General features: G+C 43.9%; 17 protein-coding genes and 1 riboswitch. Of the genes, 5 read left to right on the plus strand and 12 right to left on the minus strand.

The window, feature by feature from the left end; translation table 11 throughout:
• Window positions 1-35 precede the first annotated feature (35 nt).
• Window positions 36-1,322: a DUF2851 family protein gene (locus NFR61_RS01250; protein WP_251619926.1), complete on the plus strand. Its 1,287-nt coding sequence runs from the start codon at window positions 36-38 to the stop codon at window positions 1,320-1,322.
• On the opposite strand, the gene NFR61_RS01255 is transcribed toward NFR61_RS01250, so the two are convergent.
• Both NFR61_RS01255 and NFR61_RS01260 read right to left on the minus strand, forming a co-directional pair.
• Window positions 1,319-1,696 (minus strand): hypothetical protein, encoded by a 378-nt coding sequence (locus NFR61_RS01255; protein WP_251619927.1) that lies wholly within the window; start codon window positions 1,694-1,696, stop codon window positions 1,319-1,321. The two genes, NFR61_RS01250 and NFR61_RS01255, sit on opposite strands and share 4 nt — an antisense overlap.
• 5 nt (window positions 1,697-1,701) lie before the next feature.
• Complete coding sequence (locus tag NFR61_RS01260) at window positions 1,702-2,355, minus strand: hypothetical protein (RefSeq protein WP_251619928.1); 654 nt, start codon at window positions 2,353-2,355, stop codon at window positions 1,702-1,704.
• A gap of 97 nt (window positions 2,356-2,452) precedes the next feature.
• On the opposite strand from NFR61_RS01260, the gene NFR61_RS01265 reads away from it, so the two are divergent.
• Complete coding sequence (locus NFR61_RS01265; RefSeq protein WP_251619929.1) at window positions 2,453-3,631, plus strand: carboxypeptidase-like regulatory domain-containing protein; 1,179 nt, start codon at window positions 2,453-2,455, stop codon at window positions 3,629-3,631.
• Window positions 3,632-3,646: 15 nt separating this feature from the next.
• Here the strand turns inward: NFR61_RS01265 and NFR61_RS01270 are convergent, their stop codons facing one another.
• From NFR61_RS01270 to guaB, 5 genes are read right to left on the minus strand one after another with little or no spacing between them, the layout of a single operon-like run.
• Complete coding sequence (locus NFR61_RS01270) at window positions 3,647-5,140, minus strand: OstA-like protein (RefSeq protein ID WP_251619930.1); 1,494 nt, start codon at window positions 5,138-5,140, stop codon at window positions 3,647-3,649.
• On the minus strand, window positions 5,141-6,100 hold the full coding sequence (locus NFR61_RS01275) for an AAA family ATPase (RefSeq protein ID WP_251619931.1): 960 nt from the start codon (window positions 6,098-6,100) through the stop codon (window positions 5,141-5,143). It lies immediately after the preceding gene.
• Between the two features lie 18 nt (window positions 6,101-6,118).
• Window positions 6,119-7,453, minus strand: a complete 1,335-nt coding sequence (locus tag NFR61_RS01280) for a peptidylprolyl isomerase (protein ID WP_251619932.1) — start codon at window positions 7,451-7,453, stop codon at window positions 6,119-6,121.
• Between the two features lie 24 nt (window positions 7,454-7,477).
• Window positions 7,478-8,320: a peptidyl-prolyl cis-trans isomerase gene (locus NFR61_RS01285; protein WP_251619933.1), complete on the minus strand. Its 843-nt coding sequence runs from the start codon at window positions 8,318-8,320 to the stop codon at window positions 7,478-7,480.
• A gap of 5 nt (window positions 8,321-8,325) precedes the next feature.
• Window positions 8,326-9,795, minus strand: coding sequence for an IMP dehydrogenase (gene guaB / locus NFR61_RS01290; protein WP_251619934.1), 1,470 nt, complete (start codon window positions 9,793-9,795; stop codon window positions 8,326-8,328).
• 138 nt (window positions 9,796-9,933) lie between these two features.
• On the opposite strand from guaB, the gene NFR61_RS01295 reads away from it, so the two are divergent.
• Window positions 9,934-11,835, plus strand: coding sequence for a RecQ family ATP-dependent DNA helicase (locus NFR61_RS01295; protein ID WP_251619935.1), 1,902 nt, complete (start codon window positions 9,934-9,936; stop codon window positions 11,833-11,835).
• Here NFR61_RS01295 and NFR61_RS01300 read toward each other — a convergent pair whose 3' ends face one another.
• The 3 genes from NFR61_RS01300 to queC are packed head-to-tail and all read right to left on the minus strand — an operon-like array spanning window position 11,836 to window position 13,892.
• A complete protein-coding gene (locus NFR61_RS01300) occupies window positions 11,836-12,663 on the minus strand; it encodes a 7-carboxy-7-deazaguanine synthase QueE (protein WP_251619936.1) in 828 nt (275 codons plus the stop codon).
• Window positions 12,664-13,203 (minus strand): 6-pyruvoyl trahydropterin synthase family protein, encoded by a 540-nt coding sequence (locus NFR61_RS01305; RefSeq protein WP_251619937.1) that lies wholly within the window; start codon window positions 13,201-13,203, stop codon window positions 12,664-12,666.
• 14 nt (window positions 13,204-13,217) lie between these two features.
• Window positions 13,218-13,892 carry a 7-cyano-7-deazaguanine synthase QueC gene (gene queC / locus NFR61_RS01310; RefSeq protein ID WP_251619938.1) on the minus strand — a complete coding sequence of 225 codons (675 nt, stop codon included), beginning with the start codon at window positions 13,890-13,892 and terminating at the stop codon, window positions 13,218-13,220.
• A 304-nt stretch (window positions 13,893-14,196) separates the two neighbouring features.
• Here queC and NFR61_RS01315 point away from each other — a divergent pair, with 304 nt between their 5' ends.
• Window positions 14,197-15,450, plus strand: a complete 1,254-nt coding sequence (locus NFR61_RS01315; RefSeq protein WP_251619939.1) for a DUF3472 domain-containing protein — start codon at window positions 14,197-14,199, stop codon at window positions 15,448-15,450.
• A 9-nt stretch (window positions 15,451-15,459) separates the two neighbouring features.
• On the opposite strand, the gene nrdG is transcribed toward NFR61_RS01315, so the two are convergent.
• A complete protein-coding gene (gene nrdG / locus NFR61_RS01320; protein ID WP_251619940.1) occupies window positions 15,460-15,966 on the minus strand; it encodes an anaerobic ribonucleoside-triphosphate reductase activating protein in 507 nt (168 codons plus the stop codon).
• Window positions 15,967-15,979: 13 nt separating this feature from the next.
• Window positions 15,980-18,187: an anaerobic ribonucleoside triphosphate reductase gene (locus tag NFR61_RS01325; protein WP_251619941.1), complete on the minus strand. Its 2,208-nt coding sequence runs from the start codon at window positions 18,185-18,187 to the stop codon at window positions 15,980-15,982.
• A 129-nt stretch (window positions 18,188-18,316) separates the two neighbouring features.
• A riboswitch (cobalamin riboswitch) is annotated at window positions 18,317-18,511 on the minus strand.
• A gap of 357 nt (window positions 18,512-18,868) precedes the next feature.
• On the opposite strand from NFR61_RS01325, the gene NFR61_RS01330 reads away from it, so the two are divergent.
• Window positions 18,869-19,219, plus strand: coding sequence for a hypothetical protein (locus NFR61_RS01330; protein ID WP_251619942.1), 351 nt, complete (start codon window positions 18,869-18,871; stop codon window positions 19,217-19,219).

Genomic DNA, 19,219 nt, shown 5'->3' on the forward strand with positions numbered 1-19,219 from the left:
TTTACGTAAATTGTAGTAGATTAAATCTTGGTGTCATGAAGGAGGATTTTTTACAGTATGTGTGGGCGAATTCCCTTTATAAAAGAAATGAGTTTACTACTTATAACGGAAAGAAGGTGCGGGTGTTGCGAACCGGAGAGTGGAACAGGGATGCGGGACCCGATTTTTTTAATGCACGTGTTGCGGTGGATGATGTTATTTTGGCGGGGAATGTGGAAGTACATGTGAGGAGCAGCGATTGGTACCGTCACGGACATCATGAGGATGTTGCCTATAATTCGGTGGTGTTGTCCGTCGTGCAGACGGATGATGTGAGGGTGTATGATTCGTCGGGGCGGGAAATTGAATGCATTGTGCTTGAAGCGGTTGATGATTTGTATGAGGAATATGAGTATATGAAGAGTTGCCGGCAACAACCGGCATGTGCCAAGGGTCTTGAAAGTATTGAGGATAGTCGTTTTTTTATCGTCTTGCAAGGTTTGGCATTTGAACGTTTGGAAAGAAAAGTGGGAGATATGCGTCATTTGCTTGAACAGACAGGGAATGACTGGGAGGAGTGTTTTTATCGGTTTTTGTGCAAATATTGGGCAGGCAATGTCAATTCCGCTGCTTTTTATCAGTTGGCGCAGTATTTGCCTTATAAGATTTTATTGAAATATGCCAATCGTCCGGAGATTGTGGAGGCGTTGATATTCGGTGTATCCGGGTTGCTGGAAAAGGCGGGGGACGAGGAATATGTGCAATTGTTGAAACGGGAGTATGCTTATTACCGTGTCAAACATCAATTGATGGAAATACCTGTTCAGATGTGGCGGTTTATGCGGATTCGACCGGATAATTTCCCGACGGTACGATTGGCATTGCTGGCGGATTTTGTTTGCCATTTTCAGATGATTGTTTCCCGATTGATGGAGGCGGAATCCCTAAAAGAAGCATTGGCGTGTTTTGATGTGGATACATCTTCTTATTGGGATAATCATTATGCCTTTCAACGGAAATCTGTCGTGAGGAAAAAGCAGATGGGGATACGTACCCGGCAGATACTTTTAATTAATGCAGTTGTTCCTTTTTTGTTTCTGTATGCCAAAGAGCAGGGGAAAGAAGGGTTGGCGGAAAAAGCGATAAGATGGCTGGAAGAAACAGAGGCGGAAAGCAATTATATCATAGAGGCGTGGAAACGATGTGGTTTTTCTTTTGATTCCGCTTTGCAGACCCAGGCTTTGATACAATTGAGAAAGGAATATTGCGATAAGCATTTATGCCTGAAGTGCCGTATCGGGAGGGAGGTATTGAAGAATAGTTACAAGGACAACGGTATTTAATTCTCCAGTAAATCCAGAGCTTCTATTTTCAGTATTTCCGGAAATTGGATTTCTCTCTTCTCCAAACTGATAAACCAGTCTGTGATTTCTTCTTTGCGCAACGTGTACAATACATCCCGGAAGCGGTCTAATTGTTCGGGGGTATATGCATCAGCGGGAATGCCTTTCATGGCGTCGAGCTCTTCATCTTCAAAATAGTCAATATGCGTATCCATTTTTTTTAGCCCTTTTTCGCATACAGCATGTGCTCCGCAGCATTCGGCATCCGGCAGGGAGGTATTTTCTGTTTCTTCTGATGTAGTACGCTTGCTAAAAAATGTAAACAGGGCTACTATGACAAGAAGCCCTGCAATTCCTATAAGGATATATAGCATACTGCTTATTCGTTATAGAGTTCTTTTTTCAGTAATTTTACTTGATTGTTCAGCTTGGATATTTCCTCGTCTCCCGCAGCTTTTTGTTTCCGTATCCAGGCCAGTTTTTTATTGGCTTCGTCAAGAGTTGTCTGCAATTTTTTGTTTTCATTGCTCAACGCCTGCTGTTTGCTGTTTGCTGTTTCCAGTTCGCTTTTTAGTTTCCGGTTTTCCCATTCCAGATTCGTTTGAACTTCCGCTAAATTTTTTTTCAACTCATCACGTTGTGAGGTAAGCGCTTTTATCCGTTTTTCCAAAGAAGCGATTTTTTGGTCGGAAGTTTGGGAAGTATATTTGATTTCATCGGCAGCGTTGTCAAGTTCGTTTTTCAGTTCGGATTGTTTGGCTTCCAGGTTTCTGAGTTTGGTATACAACTCGTCAATTGTTTTATCTTTGGCGGCATTGTTTTCCGTTAGTTGGTAACGTATTGTATTGAAGTCGTCTTTACTCTTTTGCAACTCTTTTTCAAGATTCTTTTTTTCCTTCTTTACTTGCGACAATTCTTTGTCGATTGTTGTTTTCTGACGAGCCAGTTCGTCGAATTTCTTTTTGGAAACACAGGAGGAGAGGACTGTTGCAGACAAAAAAACTGCTAATATGTATGAGACGTTTCTTTTCATAGAGAGTTTGATTTTACTATTGTGAAAATAGCTTTGGTTTTAAAGATTATAATTACTTACTTTGGGACAAATATATGAAATAAATACCATAATTGCTATGAATAAAAAAGTTCTCTCATTGTTTATTGTGCTTTTTATGTTGGTAATTGCCGTTAAAGCACAGGATGACAGTAGAATAATTATAAAAGGAACGGTAACGGATGCTTCTAACGATATGCCGATTCCTTTCGCGAATTTAGGTGTGTTGGGAACATTGGCGGGAGTTGCTTCCAATATGGACGGAGAGTTTGAGTTGCAGTTACCGGATAGTTACCGGGACAAAGTGATTCGGGTTTCTGTGGTAGGATACAGGCCGCAGGATATAAAAGTGGCGGAGGCCATTGATAAGCCGGAATTGAAGATTGCCTTACAGCCGGTAGTATATACGATTCAACAGGTAGATGTGAATGCCCAGTCGTTGGTGTATCGGAAGATGCTGCGGCAGGCTGTAGATAATATAGGAAAGAATTATTTCGTTACCACTTATAGTTATCGCGGGTATTTTCAGTATTTGGTTTTTAACGAGGATGTGCAAACAGCTTCAACGGAGGCGATTGTGACGATATATGATAAAAAGGGGTATCATCGGAATTCGGTGGAAACGGCATTTAAAGAAGTGAATTACAGATATAATGAAGTAAGGAGAAGTAAGGAACCCCAATCTGTATTGGACGGCTTGACCTATTTTGATGATGTGCTGACCGCGGATATTGTCCGCAATCCCCGTAATATACTGGATGTGGCAAATGTCCGGGATTATAAGCTCACCAACAAGGGACGTTTGTTGTTTGAAGATGATTCTGTACAGGTCATTGGCTATGAAGCGATTAATCCGACGCTTTCAACTACGGGAAGCATCGGTGTGACTAAGTATTCCGGCGAAATTTATATTAATCTGAAAGATTATGCTGTATTGAAGAATAGTGTACATCTTACGGCAACGGATTACAGTACGTTGGGAAGGAATCTGATACCAAGCGGAGAGTACGGCAAGGGAACGGTGAGTATGACAATAACCACAAATTATAAGAAATTGGGATCCCGTTATTTCTTAAGTGGCGTGACGCTTCAGTACAGTTATGTGGAGGGAGAGGACAAGATAAGCGGTAAAATGCAATATGTGACCACACAGGTAAAGACGACGAACCCCGAAACTGTAGAAGGGAGAATGTACTACGAAGATATAAAGTCTAATCCTAAATTTTGGGACAATTATACAGTCTATTTTGAAAATTAATCGAACGTATTAATATCATTTTAGAAAAATGGCCTCTTTGTTAAGGGGCTTTTTTTCTATATGCCACTGAAAGTCTCGAAGACGGGTCTCTTCGGGATTTACTAAAAGCAGCGGACTCATACTGCCTTCCGGTTTCTGAATGAAAATAATATCTTTGACCCTGCGTTCCGATATGTAGATTTTTATATAAGCACCGGTTGCCTTATTCATGCCGATAATGGCACCTTTATCATCAGGATAATAGAGCGTTTCCCCGTTACCGTTCACATCCACCAAATGCAGTTCATTGTTTTGCAGGTGCCCAATCATGTTTCTGCCTTTGATTTGGTTGTATTTGACAGAGTCGATTTGGTTGATAATCATGGATTTTTCGAGCAAATGAAACTCTTTGATGACATTGTTTGCCAATAACATGTCAATGTTGGTGGAGGTCATTTGGTTTCCGCTAGCCCAGACAATGGGGGATCCGATAAGGTGTACCGTGGAATCGGCAACCGGAAATACCATGGAATCGCATAATCCTTGTAAGTCGCGGCTGTAAAATTTCGTATGGTAGTAAGCCCGCATGACATTTTGCCCGGCGGTGTCTTTGGATACAGAAAGGGTATCGCCATGAATAAAAAGAGAATCCTGTTTGCCGACCAGCGTTAATAAAGCTCTGTCCGTAACAAAGGCATAATCGTTGTTTTTCAAGACCTCCCCGTAATTTCCGCCGACAATGATGTTATTGACCGTATCGTACAAATGGAGGTTGTTTTTCATGATAGCCGTACCCGTAAGACTGTCTACGGTAATTGTATCGGCTTTGGCTAAATATTCGTTATAGGTGAGGGTGTTGTTTTTGTACAATTCAGCATGGGAAGTAAGCGTATTGTACCAGCCGTCTTCCGAATAGAGGGTCCTGTTTTCGCCATAGATAGTTGTCGGACCGGTAATGAGGATGATTTTACTGTCCGTGTTGTATTTCAGCGTATCGGAAAACATCTCGTATTCCGGCGTGTATACTTTTACATTGTCTTTAAAAAACATCTCTTTGCTTGTCGTATAATAATATCCGACGTCGCTGATTAGGGTATTGATACTGTCTTTTAAAGTACCGGTATTAAAATAATAGCCGACTTTTCTTTGGGCATCGTAATCCAGGAATTGTGTGGTCAGAGTAATCTTGGGGTCTTTCATGGTCACATTACGTCTGACTTTTGCCAATTGTGTATTGCCGTCGTATATCATGTAATCGCCCCACAGGTGCAGGGAATCGTTTTGAATGGCATGTACATGGCCGAATGCTTCCACATAGTTGCTGTCGGAATATTGGTACAGGCTGTCACACGACATAAGCATATTATCTTGTGTCAGTCTGACATTCCCGATGAGTTTATTCCTCTTTTGTTCCGGTTCCGGTTTGTAAAAATCGGCATGTTGTATTTTAATGACCGCTTTCTTTTGAGCAGAAAGCGGCATAAGTATACCGGAAAGACAGACAAAGAGTAGAAGAGCTTTTGCTATCATTTATTTCAGGAATTCCCGGATTAATTCTTCAACACTGATATGTTCGGCTTCGGCTTTGTAATTTTTAAATATACGGTGTCGTAAAATCGATTCGGCGACATACTGGACATCCGTTATATCCGGAGCGTATTTTCCTTGCAGCGCCGCATGGGTTTTTGCTCCGGCAATTAAGAATTGGGAAGCACGGGGACCGGCACCCCAGTTTAAATATTTCTCCGCCCATTCGTGAGCGCCCGGTTTGCCCGGTCTCGTTTTGGCTACTAATTTTACGGCATATTCCGTAATATGTTGCGGTACGGGCATCGAACGGATTACGGATTGGTATTGTAATATTTCTTCCCCGCTGAGGATTTTATTTAATTGGCATTGATTTTCCCCTGTTGTATTTTCCACAATCGTGATTTCTTCTTCGAGAGTGGGGTAGTCCAGTACGATACTGAACATGAAACGGTCTAATTGAGCTTCCGGAAGGGGATAAGTACCTTCTTGTTCAATAGGGTTTTGGGTTGCCAAAACGAAAAACGGCTGCTCCAATTTGCGGGTCATACCTCCGGCAGTGATTTCACGTTCCTGCATGGCCTCCAGCAGGGCACTTTGCGTTTTGGGCGGAGTACGGTTGATTTCGTCTGCCAGAATAATATTGGCAAATAGGGGCCCATGCACGAATTTAAACTCTTTGTTGCTGTCCAGTATTTCCGTACCGATAATATCTGACGGCATTAAATCCGGGGTAAACTGAATACGGTTGTATTTCAAATCGAGTGTTTCGGAAATAGCGGTTACCAACAGCGTTTTTGCCAGACCGGGAACACCGATAAGCAGACAGTGTCCGTTGCTGAAAATGGAAATAAGTACTTTATCTATTACTTCTTCCTGACCGACAATTGTACGGGAGATTTCTTTCTTTAACTCGTCGTATTTGTTTTTTAACTGATTAATCAGCTCTACATTATCTTGCATTTCTTATTCTTTTGAGGGTTATTTTATCCAGCCGTCATATCTGAATTTGGAGTTTTTATAAGCATCGTCCAAATGAATATAAGTATCGGCTTGTTTTTCTTTAATCCATTTTTCCAATTTATCCATCTGTTTTTCACGTTTCAGCATCGCCTCGAAAATCATCCAGTCATCCTCCAGGTTTGCCTTATGTTGGGGATAAAAGGCCTTTATCTTGATAATTTTGAGTTCTTCGCCGTGTTCGGTTTGTTCGGTGAACGGTTCGGAAATCTCACCGACTTTCATACGGTTGGTATGGCGGGCGGTTTCTCCGGAGATAGCCGCTCTTTCGATTTTGGAATCGCCGTCCATAGATGCAACCAAACCGCCGTTGTTACGTGTTTTCTTATCGGTGGAGAAATAGTGGGCGGCTTCTTCAAATGTCATTTTTTTGTCTGTAATCAACGAACGGACGGTATCCAGCCGATGCAACGCTTCTTCGCGTTCTTCCTGTGATACTTTTGGTTGCAGAATGATATGTCTTGCATTGATTTTTTCACCTTGCCGGTCAATTAATTGGATAATGTGAAAACCGAATTCCGTCTCCACGATTTTTGAAATTCTTCCCGGCTTTAGATTGAAAGCTGCTTCTGCAAATTCCGGCACCATTTCGCTTTTTGCCATATATCCCAATTCTCCGCCACGGCTGGCAGCACCATCTTCCGAATAAAGAACGGCCAGCGTGTTGAATGTTTTTTCTCCATTCAGAATCTGTTCTCTGAATGTACGCAATCGGTCTCTCAGACGCTCTTTTTCAGCTTCGCTGATTGTCGGCTTCAGTACGATTTGCTGGATTTCGTATTTATCGGGGATATCAGGTAAGCTGTCTTTGGCTAATTTCTTGTAAAAAGCTTTGACCTCGGAAGGCGTGTTTCTGATTTTTTCCACAATGCGTTGTTGCATGGATTCGGCAATCAATTTTTCCCGCGTAGGAGCGCGCATATCGTTCTTGATATCTGCCATGTTTTTACTGAAATAGCTTTCCACCCGTTCTTGGGAACCCAGTACGGAAATAAAATATTGAATTCGGTTATTGATTTCCGATTCCACTTCGTCTTCCGTTACGACAACACTGTCTATCTTTGCCTGCGCAACCAACAGTTTCTGAATAAGCTGCTTTTCCAGTATATCGGCGCGGTAATCGCTGGAAGAAGAAATCATTCCCTGACTTTGTTCATTGAGAAACTCGTTTTCTATATCCGATTTCAGGATAATTTCTTCTCCGACAATGGCGACAATCTTGTCGATGACATTACTTTGTGCGAATAGCAATCCAGAAAACAATAAAAGAATAAATAAGAATAAATATTTTCTCATATAGTTGAAGTTTTACATGGATTTTTAGTATATTTTCACATAATTCTTTTGTTCGGCTTCCTCATTGATTTCTTTTTCAAGTTGGGTCTCAAACTGAATTTTTTTCTTGTTCTTTAAAATCAAGGTAATTTCGTCACGGACATAATCCAAAGGTGCAATATTTTGCTCCTTGCATATTTCACTGATTTTTAAGAAATAATAATTCTCCTCGTCGGATTTTTCAATATTTTTTATCTGACGGATTTCATTCTCCAATTTCGTGACGTCTCCCGGTAACAAATTGAAAATAAATTTCAATTCGACCCATTTATTGGAAAAATTGTCGTATTTCTTGGCATGCGTGATGCAATAATCCTCAATGTAGCCCCAGTCGTGGACATCATTCGATTTAAACCATTTGCGTATTTGCTCGATGTGGGGAGCCGTTTTGGGAAGGATGAAAAAAGTAGCTTTAACGATAGGAGTAGGGAGAATAAAATTTATCTTGTTCTCCTGATAATATTTTTCTATTTTTTCATTTTCGATTTCTTTCGACAATTTTTGATTAATCAGCTTTTGTTTGTAGAGATGAATCAATATAGCTGACCGGTAATCTTCCACTTGCTTGTCGATGTCTTTTTCCTCTTCTGTCAAATTATTCATCGCTTTTTGCAGGAGAAGCTGTTTGGTCACCCAATTCCGGATATAATTCTTTGCCATTAAAATACTGTCGTCCTTATTCGTTTTCGACAGAATGGATGTATTGATTTCCGAACGCAGCAGTTCGGAATCGAAAACACGGGCAACCACCTCGTCCTTATTTGGTCTGATAAGGTAGTCACAAGAAAACAACAACAATAAAAAAGAAATAAACAGTATGATTTTCATGAGTCTTATCTACTATAATTAGGAGCCTCACTCGTTATGGTCACATCGTGTGCATGGCTTTCCGCCATACCGGAACTTGTGATTTTTACAAACTTCGCCTGATGTAAAGATTCGATATTATGAGCTCCGCAGTATCCCATGCCGGCTCTTAAACCTCCGATCATCTGGTAAATGACTTCGTACAGCGACCCCTTGAACGGAACGCGGGCTACAATTCCTTCTGGAACCAGTTTTTTTACATCGTCCTCTGCATCCTGGAAATAGCGGTCTTTGGAGCCTTTCTGCATAGCTTCAAGCGATCCCATACCCCGATATGATTTGAATTTACGTCCGTTGTAGATGATAGTTTCACCCGGAGATTCTTCCACACCGGCGAAAAGAGAACCGGCCATTACGGAGCTTGCTCCGGCTGCTAAAGCTTTTACAATGTCTCCCGAATAGCGTAAACCGCCGTCAGCTATAACTGGTACACCCCGTTTTTTCATTTCTTTCGCCACATTGTAAATGGCGGTCAGTTGTGGAACACCGACTCCCGCAATGATACGGGTCGTACAGATAGATCCCGGCCCGATACCTACTTTTACAGCGTCAGCACCAGCATCTGCCAATGCAATGGCGGCTTCGGCAGTGGCAATATTACCCACGACGATTTGTAAATCGGGATACGCACTTCTTACTTTTTTCAACATGTCAATCACGCCTTTGGAATGACCGTGGGCGGTGTCTATTACTATCGCGTCCACATTGGCTTTCACCAAAGCGTCTACCCGTTCCAGCGTATCGCCGGTAACACCGACTCCGGCAGCGACCCGTAATCGTCCTTTGGAATCTTTGGAAGCGAGCGGTTTATCTTTGGCTTTGGTAATATCTTTATAAGTAACCAAACCGATAAGTTTGTTATTTTTGTCCACCACCGGCAGTTTCTCAATTTTATGTTGCTGGAGAATCTCGGCAGCTTTCTGCAAATCGGTGCTTTCAGTAGTCGTAACCAAGTGCTCTTTGGTCATTACATCCTGAATCTTTCTATTCATACTTGCTTCAAAACGCAAATCCCGGTTCGTGACGATGCCGACCAGTGTATTTTCATCATTTACCACGGGAATACCGCCGATTTTGAATTCCTTCATCAGATTCAAGGCATTCTGAACGGTTTTGTCCGGACGAATGGTAACGGGTGCGTAAATCATACCGTTTTCCGCTCTTTTTACCATTTCTACCTGACGGGCTTGTTCGGCAATGGTCATATTCTTATGAATTACCCCGATACCACCTTCACGAGCAATCGCAATTGCCATAGATGCTTCCGTTACGGTATCCATGGCGGCTGAAACAATAGGTGTTTTCAATTCAATGCCTTTGGAAAATCGGGAAGTCAAATCCACATTGCGGGGCAAAACTTCCGAATATGCCGGAACTAAAAGCACATCATCAAAAGTTAATCCTTCGGCTGTAATTCTATCTTCTATGAATGACATGGTAAATAATTTTGAGTTTTAAATATTTTGGCGAAAATACTAAAAATCCCGATTTATTCATTCTGTTTGCAGACCTTTTTTATTCCGTCGAAATCATTTTTATCCGTTTCAACTTTTTTCCTTACTTTTGGAACGGCTATGACGGAGATAAAAGACATATTGAAACAGTATTGGGGGTACGACGGCTTCCGAAGTTTGCAGGAAGAGATTATACGCTCCGTACTGGAAGGACACGATACACTGGCACTGATGCCGACAGGAGGGGGAAAGTCGCTGACTTACCAGATAGCCACTCTTGCACGGGAAGGGTTGGGACTGGTTATCACTCCGCTGATAGCTTTGATGAAAGACCAGGTAGAAGACCTGAAAAAACGGAATATTTCGGCAGAAGCCATATACACAGGCATATCGCCTGAACAGACCGAATCCATTTTAAACAAATGTATCTACAATGGGGTAAAATTCCTTTATATCTCACCGGAGCGCTTGGTGTCGGAAAAATTCAGAATACGGTTGAAACAGATGCCCGTCGGATTGATAGCGGTGGATGAAGCCCACTGTATATCACAATGGGGGTACGATTTCCGGCCTTCTTATCTTCGGATAGCCGAAGTGAGGACATTTTTCCCGTTTGTGCCCATATTGGCTTTAACGGCGACTGCTACACCGCCTGTCGTGAAAGATATTCAACGCTGTTTGCATTTTCGGGAAGAAAGGGTATTATCCAAAAGCTTTCGGCGGGAAAACTTGGCTTATGTAGTACGGAAGGTAAATGATAAATTGAGCGAGTTGTTGCATATCTTGTCCCGGATAGAGGGCAGTGGCATTGTATATGTCCGGAAACGGGCGGGTGCGGAGGAATTGGCTCGCTTTCTGAATGAAAACGGTATTCGGGCGGATTTTTACCATGCAGGACTTTCTCCGTTACTGCGGGAAAAGAAACAGGAGGCATGGAAAAGCAATCATTTCCCGGTAATGGTTGCTACGAATGCTTTCGGTATGGGAATTGATAAATCCGATGTGCGGTCGGTTGTACACTTCGATATTCCGGATAGCCCCGAAGCCTATTTCCAGGAAGCGGGACGGGCAGGCAGGGACGGACAGAAAGCCTTTGCCGTACTGCTTTGCAACGAAGCCACCGTGGCTGCATTGAAGGAACGGGTAACCAAAGGCTATCCCGACAAAGAGTTTATACGGCAGGTGTACGACTGCTTGGGAAACTATTTTCAGATAGCGGAAGGAGCGGGCGACGGTTATGCGTTTGAATTCGACATGGCGGATTTCATCCGTAAGTTCAAATTGGAACAGATTCGGACATTGTCGGCATTGAGCATCTTACAGGTGGGGGGGTATCTCGAATGTACAACAGAGATAAACTCCAAATCCAGAATCTGTTTCATGGTTTCAAGAGAACAATTGGATGAATATAATTTCAGAAACCATTTGGCTGAAAAATTGCTTGTACTGCTGATGAGAAAATACGGGGGAATATTCGTGCAATACATGTACATAGGGGAACAGTACCTCGCGGATGAATTGGGATGCAAGCGGCAGGAAGTGTACGATACACTGCTCGAATTGTCACGGCAACGGATAATCAGCTACATTCCGGGTAACGACCGCCCCTATATAGTTTATCATCGTCCACGATTACCGTTGAGTTACCTGACAATCGGTAAAGAAGCCTATGAGGAACGTAAAAAATCCTATCAGGAGAAAGTAACCGAAATGGTCAGATACATCGAGGAACCGGACAAATGCCGGCAACTTTCCCTCATGCGTTATTTCGGGCAAAAAGAGACCGTACCCTGCGGTATCTGCGATGTCTGTCTTGCCAAGAGAAAAGCGTCCCGCTCGGACAGGCAGGCGATACGGGAAAGCATTCTGGCACAATTACGTCTTCATGAAATGGAAATAAAAGAACTGGTACGCATTCCGGAGGCATCCGAAGAGGAAGTTATCGTCCAAATACGGAGATTACTTGATGAAGCGTTGATTTATTATAAGACCCCAACCACCTTATCAATCAACGAGAAATAATCAAACACCGGATTTGTTACCAAACAGGGAAATGTGCAATCGGTCGCAATAACGCCAGCCGTTTTGAATACAATACTTTAGAACTTGTTGCGTATGTTTTTGCAATTCAGTTGAATTACATCCCAAAGGCATAAGAAGAACATCTTCATTTTTCCAGCCCTGTAAACGGGAAAGCAATTCTTTAATCTCCGCCACATCTTGGTCTCCGGAGCAAACGAATTTCAATTGAAAATCCTTCTTATACAACAAACTATGGTCGATGAACTGTTGTATTACTTCCGGTTGCATCCGGCGTTTCTCATGTAAATCAGCATAAGGAGTAGCAGGGACGGATGTAGAGAGTTTGGGCGACAGACTGAAAAAATCAATGTGCCGGGCCAGTTTTTCATCAAACAGTGTGGCATTTGTTTCAATGGTAATATGGAAGTGACGCTCTTGTTTTATTCTTATAAATAGCAAGTTAAGCGATTTTGCCTGTAGTAATGGTTCGCCACCCGTAATCACGAGGTGCTGCAGATGTTCCGTATTGTGTAGAATTGTTTGGCAGACCCTTTCAACAGACATGGAGACAGAATGCCGGACAGCATAAGAGGCGTATGCCGTATCGCAACCGGACAAATTTCCGTCCGGCGATTGCCAAGTACAATGCAGGTTACAACCAGCCAAGCGGACAAACAAGGACGGAATACCGTTTAATTTTCCTTCTCCCTGAATCGTACCCGAGAAATCCAGTCCGGAAGCAGGTAACTGTGGCAACAGATTGCCGTCAGCATCCCGCACGATGGGGAAAATACCGTCTTCTGCCAATATCAGCGCCTTTTCGTCCATTTAATCCACCATTACATCCCACCATGCCACAGAATCCCATTGTTCCGTAATTCCGGCGGTAAAGTGAATATCCTTGAAAGTAAAATCAATCCATCTCAAATCATTGCGCGAAGCCTCTGCATATCCGGTTGTCGTTTCATGCACACGGACGGCGTGCAATTGTACTCGTCCCTCGCCGTTTTGGAAATCCGTGTGTTTCAGAATCCGGTCGATGACATAAAAGAAAAGCAATGCATAGCCCTCGGCAGAGGGAGATACCGGAATTTCCGCCACCCTCCGGTTATATCGGTAAACAAATTGCTTAAAATCGGAGTCTTCACCTTGCCACAGGGAATAACTGTGGTCGAAACTCCCGATAAAGGTTTTCACCTTATCCAGCAAACCGAAATCCATTACCATAAATCCGTCGTCCAATCGGTCGGATGTAATGAAAACTTCCACAACGTAAGAGTGTCCGTGGATATTCTCACGACACGGAACAGAAGAACAATTCCGGACGATATGGGCTCCTTCAAATTTATATAATTTCCTGATAATCATTTGAGAGCTAGTATTTATTTTTCCAACAGAGGATCATGTACCTGGGCTTCCCGGAAAGCCTTTGCCCGGAGCAGGCAACTGTCGCACGTACCGCAGGGTTTTTCTGTACCCCGGTAACAACTCCACGTCAGACCGAAATCGACCCCCAATTCCATACCCAGCCTGATTTCTTCCGCTTTCGTTTTATGCAGGAAAGGAGCGTGCAGCGTTATTTTTTTCTTCTGTTCGGCACCCAGTACCGTACCCAGATTAATAGTCTGTTCCATCGAGCGGATAAACTCCTCCCGGCAATCCACATAGCCGGAATAATCGACTTCGCTGACACCGATAAAAATATCCGTAATACCCAACGCATCGGCATAAGAAGCTGCTACTGACAGAAATACCATATTGCGTGCGGGGACATACGTATCGGGAATAGTATTCCGGTTTACGTCTCCGTCGTGTATCGTCATCTCCGGGTCAGTTAAGGAACAACCTTTCCATTGGTTCAGTAAAAGCTCCACGATTTTATGTTCCTTCACGCCAATTTTTCGGGCAATAGCGGTAGCGCATTCAATCTCCTTATCGTGTTTCTGTCCGTATTTGAATGTGAGGGCATACAACTCATCAAATCCTTCACTTTTGGCGACATAAAGGGCTGTAGAAGAGTCCAGACCGCCGGACAACAAAACAATTGCTTTTTTCATAATTACATTTAATTAATCCTTGCCGGCGCTCGTTTTGCGTCAGCTGTCGGCGCAAGCGGTGCAAAGATATATAAATTTTCCCGAAACGGATATTCCCTTAAAATTCGTCAGGAATTCCCTGCCAATCTTCTAGGTATGGAAGTTTTTTCTTTATATTTGTGGCGTGTGGCAGAGTGAGCTATCGCCGTTACATATTACTTTTAAGGTGTTTAGCTTTATCTTTGTTCAGAAAATTGCCAATTTTCAGCAAGGTTGAAAATAGATTATGCCATATTGTTCAGTTGTAAAATAAAATGATGTCCATATGAAAAATTTGTATTTACTTGCATTATTGTTATGCACCAGCGTATTTGCACAAACTCAACAGCTTGTAGTAGGATTTTCCGGCAATGGCTATGTAACCCGGCAGCAGGACGGTGCGCAGATTACAGAAAATGGAATTGTACACTGGACGGATCCGAATTCGATCATTAGTATTTATTTTTATCTGCATCAACCGACGACGGCCGATCTGTCATTGGTTGCCAAAGGACATTCCGAAATCAAAGTCAGTTACGGAGAGAAGAGTTTCAAAGTCAAGCTGCAATCAGATGACTACACGCAAGTTCCTGTAGGAAGTATCGATGTACGACAGGCAGGGTATGTCCGTATCGACTTGCAAGGCATCTCCAGGCGTGGCGATAATTTCGGAGAAATCAAGCAATTGATTGCAGACCATGTTACGGGAAAAAGCAATTACGTGAAGGATTTCTCGGACTACTGGGGACGCCGCGGTCCTTCCGTTCATCTGGCATATACGCTGCCGGAAGGCGATACCGAATGGTTCTACAACGAAATCACGGTCCCCGAAGAAGGCGAAACGATGCATAGCTACTACATGGCAGCCGGCTTCGGAGAAGGCTATTTCGGAATGCAGTACAACTCCCCGACAGAACGCCGTATTCTTTTCTCTGTATGGAGTCCTTTTGATACGCAAGATCCCAAGGAGATTCCCGACGACCAGAAGATTAAATTGCTGCGGCGAGGCAAAAATGTACATATCGGAGAGTTCGGCAACGAAGGGGCAGGCGGACAAAGTTATTTGAAATATCCCTGGAAAGCCGGTCATACCTACAAATTTCTGATGCAGGTCAGACCGGACGGGAAGGGCAACACGGCCTACACGGCCTATTTCTATGCAACGGATGAGAAAGAATGGAAGTTAATTGCCAGCTTCTTGCGTCCCCAAACTAGCACATGGTATAGACGTCCTCACAGCTTCCTGGAGAATTTCAATCCGAAACAAGGGTATTTGTCACGTGAAGTTTTTTTCGGCAATCAATGGGCACGCAGCAAAGAAGGTCAATGGACCCGGCTCACTGACGCTACCTTCACGCACGATGCAACGGCGAAAGCCCAGGTCCGTCTCGATTATCAGGGAGGCAATACCGCAGATAACCGGTTTTATCTGAAAATGGGAGGCTTCTTTAACGAATCCGTACCCATGGGGACAAAGTTTCGTTGCAAGCCGACAGGCCAAGAACCGGGAATTGACTGGAAAGCATTGCAGCAATTGTAGCAGGCAATTTCACTCTTTCATCCTATAACCTACGACGGTTTTGGCGGCCAAAGATGCTTTTACGTCTATTATTCGTTGGTTGGAACTTCCGCGGAACAAAAGCTTGTCATCGTGTAGTTTTTGTTCAAAGCGGCCGTCTACGAGTACGTCTATGTGGGGAAGAAGCATAAACAATCGCGGAGATTGTACGACGGTTTCGTACCGATAGCCCGTGTAACACCAGATCGTTTTCCGGCTTTGTTTTTTGATTTGGCGCGCCAGGGCGGTGAATGCCTCGACCTGCAGCAGCGGATCTCCTCCGCTGAATGTGACATCGGCGAACGGATCATCCAACACCTGGCGGACGAGGGTGTCCACTTCCACAGGATGCCCGTTGCCCATATTCCAGGATTGCGGATTATGGCATCCCGGACAGGCATGTCTGCACCCTGCGGCATATATTACCGTCCGGAATCCCGGGCCGTCGACAACAGTGTCTTCCAACACATCCATTAATAGTATGGTGTTTTCTTTCATGCTTTTTCTCTAATCAGTTGTGGCACACCCGGTCATTCAACTCTGCCAGTTTTGCCCGATTCCATCGGTCAGTAGTCCCTACCAGATAACCGGTGATCCGTTGCAAGCGGTCGATGTGCGTACTGCCGCATTCCGGACAGACCTCTACATTCTCTTTGGCATCTTCATGTCCGCAATCCATACAGCGGTTACGGTTGTGATTAACAGAGCAATAGCCCATATTGTAATAATCCATCATATCTACTACCCGCATGATAGCTTCGGGATTGTGGGTGGCATCCCCGTCGATTTCCACATAGAAAATGTGTCCTCCTCGCGTGAGATCGTGATAGGGGGCTTCCACTTCCGCTTTGTGGCGGGCGCTACACTTATAGTACACGGGTACGTGATTCGAGTTGGTATAATATTCCCGGTCCGTAATGCCCGGAAGAATGCCGAACGTTTTTTTGTCTTTTTGAGTGAATTTACCGGACAATCCTTCGGCAGGAGTCGCTAGGATGCTGTAATTATGCTGATAGTGTTCGGAAAACTCGTTCGCTTTATCCCGCATGTGGGAAACAATCCGCACACCTAGTTCCTGTGCATGGGGGCTTTCGCCGTGGTGTTTCCCGGTTAGGGCGACCAGACATTCCGCCAGGCCGATAAAACCGATTCCCAGGGTTCCCTGATTTATGACGCTCTCTATTGTGTCATCTGGTTTTAGTTTATCCGCCCCGATCCACAGCGAGTTCATCAGTAACGGGAATTGCTTGGCATGTGCCGTCTTCTGGAATTCAAAACGGTTATGAAGTTGCAAAGCTGTCAGGTCGAGCAATTCATCCAGTTTCCGGAAAAACGTTTCTATCCGTTCGTCTTCTGTCGCCAGTCCCATGGTTTCAATGGCCAATCGTACGATGTTTATAGTGGAGAAGGAGAGGTTTCCCCGCCCGATCGACGTTTTTTCCCCGAACCGGTTTTCAAATACCCTCGTACGGCATCCCATCGTTGCTGTCTCGTACCGATAGCGGAAAGGGTCGTCCGGTTTCCATAGTTCGTGACGGTTGAACGTGGCATCCAGGTTGATGAAATTTGGGAAAAATCGTCTCGCCGACACTTTGCAGGCAAGAACATACAAATCGTAGTTCGGATCCTCAGGCAGATAATTCACCCCCTTTTTCTTTTTCCATATCTGAATCGGAAAGATCGCCGTTACGCCATTTCCCACACCCCGGTAAGTCGAACTCAGCATTTCCCGGATAATGCAGCGGCCTTCCGCTGAGATGTCCGTTCCGTAGTTTACAGAGCTGAATACGACCTGGTTTCCGCCCCGGCTGTGAATGGTGTTCATGTTATGGATAAAGGCTTCCATGGCTTGGTGAACCCGGCTAACCGTACGATTGACGGCATGCTGCACGACACGTTCGTCGTCCGACAGGCCGTTCAGTTCTTTTTTCAGATAATCTTTCAGCGGATAGTTGTACAAACGACTGAAGTTCTGTGCGTAGATTTCTTCCAATACCTTTATCTCTTCGATATAACTGGAGCGGACGTATGGAGCCAGGTAAAAATCGAACGCGGGAATCGCCTGTCCGCCGTGCATTTCATTCTGCGCAGTCTCCAGAGAGATACAACCTAAGATGCTGGCGGTCTCAATGCGTTTCGCAGGGCGAGATTCGCCGTGTCCGGCAAAGAATCCGTGCTGCAATATCTTGTCCAACGGGTGCTGGACGCACGTAAGGCTTTTGGTCGGATAATAGTCTTTGTCGTGGATATGCAAATACCCTTGTTTTACTGCTTCTTTGACCTCTTCTGTCAATAAATAATCGTCCACGAAAGGTTTGGTCGATTCACTGGAAAATTTCATCATCATTCCCGCAGGCGTATCGGCATTCATGTTTGCGTTCTCACGGGTAATGTCGTTTGATTTCGTCTCGATGATTTCCAAAAATATATCGCGGGTTTTCGCTTTCCGGGCTACGCTCCGTTGATTCCGATAGGCTATGTACAGCTGCGCCACGTCTTTCCGCCGGCTTTTCATCAATTCCATTTCGACATTGTCCTGAATGTCTTCGACACCCATTTGTGCTTCCCCCTTGCAGGCAATGCGGTCGGCGATGCTCAGCGCCAATTCCATGTCTTCCCCTTTTTCCGTGTGCAGCATCGCCTTGCGGATGGCTGCTACTATTTTTTCGCCGTTAAAGCCGACAATCCGGCCGTCTCTCTTTAATACCGTCTGAATCATAATTTTTCTATCGTTTTTGTGTATGACAAACTCTTAACGGGTATCGGGAAAGGCTCAGAATATCCTGATGACAGGAAAAAGAAAAGGAATACAGGCGTGGAACGCCGTTCCGGTCTTTTCCTCGAAAGTCCTCGAAACCCGAATACGGCAGGTCTTCTGACTTACTCCTCGTTTAAACAGCCTTCCCACCCCGAAAGGGCAGTGGCATCGTTCGTTTAAACGCGTTACGGAGATTACAGCAGCGGGACTGTCCGGGATTTTCACCCGATTCCCTTTTCATCTTGTTCGTTTTTGGAAACAAGAACCGTATTCGCAGCAAAAATATAAATTAAATAGAAAACCTGTATGTTTTTAGAAAAATATTTTTGAGTATTTTTTTATATTCTGATTTTAGAAAAATTATTGAAAAATATGCTGATTTCAATTTCAATACTTTGAATTGTAATAAATTAATGTATATAATCCTATGGGATTTTCAAATATAATTTCCTAAAATAAAAATTCTGTTTGTATGATTGTGAAATTATTTTTTCAAATATGTGATATTTTTGTTTGTAAGAATAATTCTTAGGTGATTTTATTTTGTATTCTGTAAATTTTGTCGGAAAGCTGTTGGATGTAAAAGTAAGCGTGCTTTCCTTGTTTTTATAAAAGTTTTATTACCTTGTGGCGCGTTTGCGTATGATACGAAATAATGGACATAGAAACCCCGTGATTTACTTTTCCCAGTGGAGCCGGAAAGGATATGCCGTTTTTGCGGCCTTGGGAAAGGAAGTGGCCGTTGCTGCCGTGCCGATCAATGTCTGCGAACAGGCATTGTTGAAATCGGCGAAAAAGGGTGTGGTGGTACAGGAGACGGATTACACGAAAGAATGTGTTTTGCGGGAGGAGGCGATGTGTCAGACGGTAAAGGCGGGATTCCGGATACAGGCAGGCGAGGTGTGTGCTGACGCAAACGGCGGGAATAAGAAAAATAAATGTATAACGATAAAGAGGTATGCCATAAGTCGGTGTACCTCTTTTTTATGCTGA

Source organism: Odoribacter lunatus, assembly GCF_943193135.1.
Classification (GTDB): domain Bacteria; phylum Bacteroidota; class Bacteroidia; order Bacteroidales; family Marinifilaceae; genus Culturomica; species Culturomica lunata.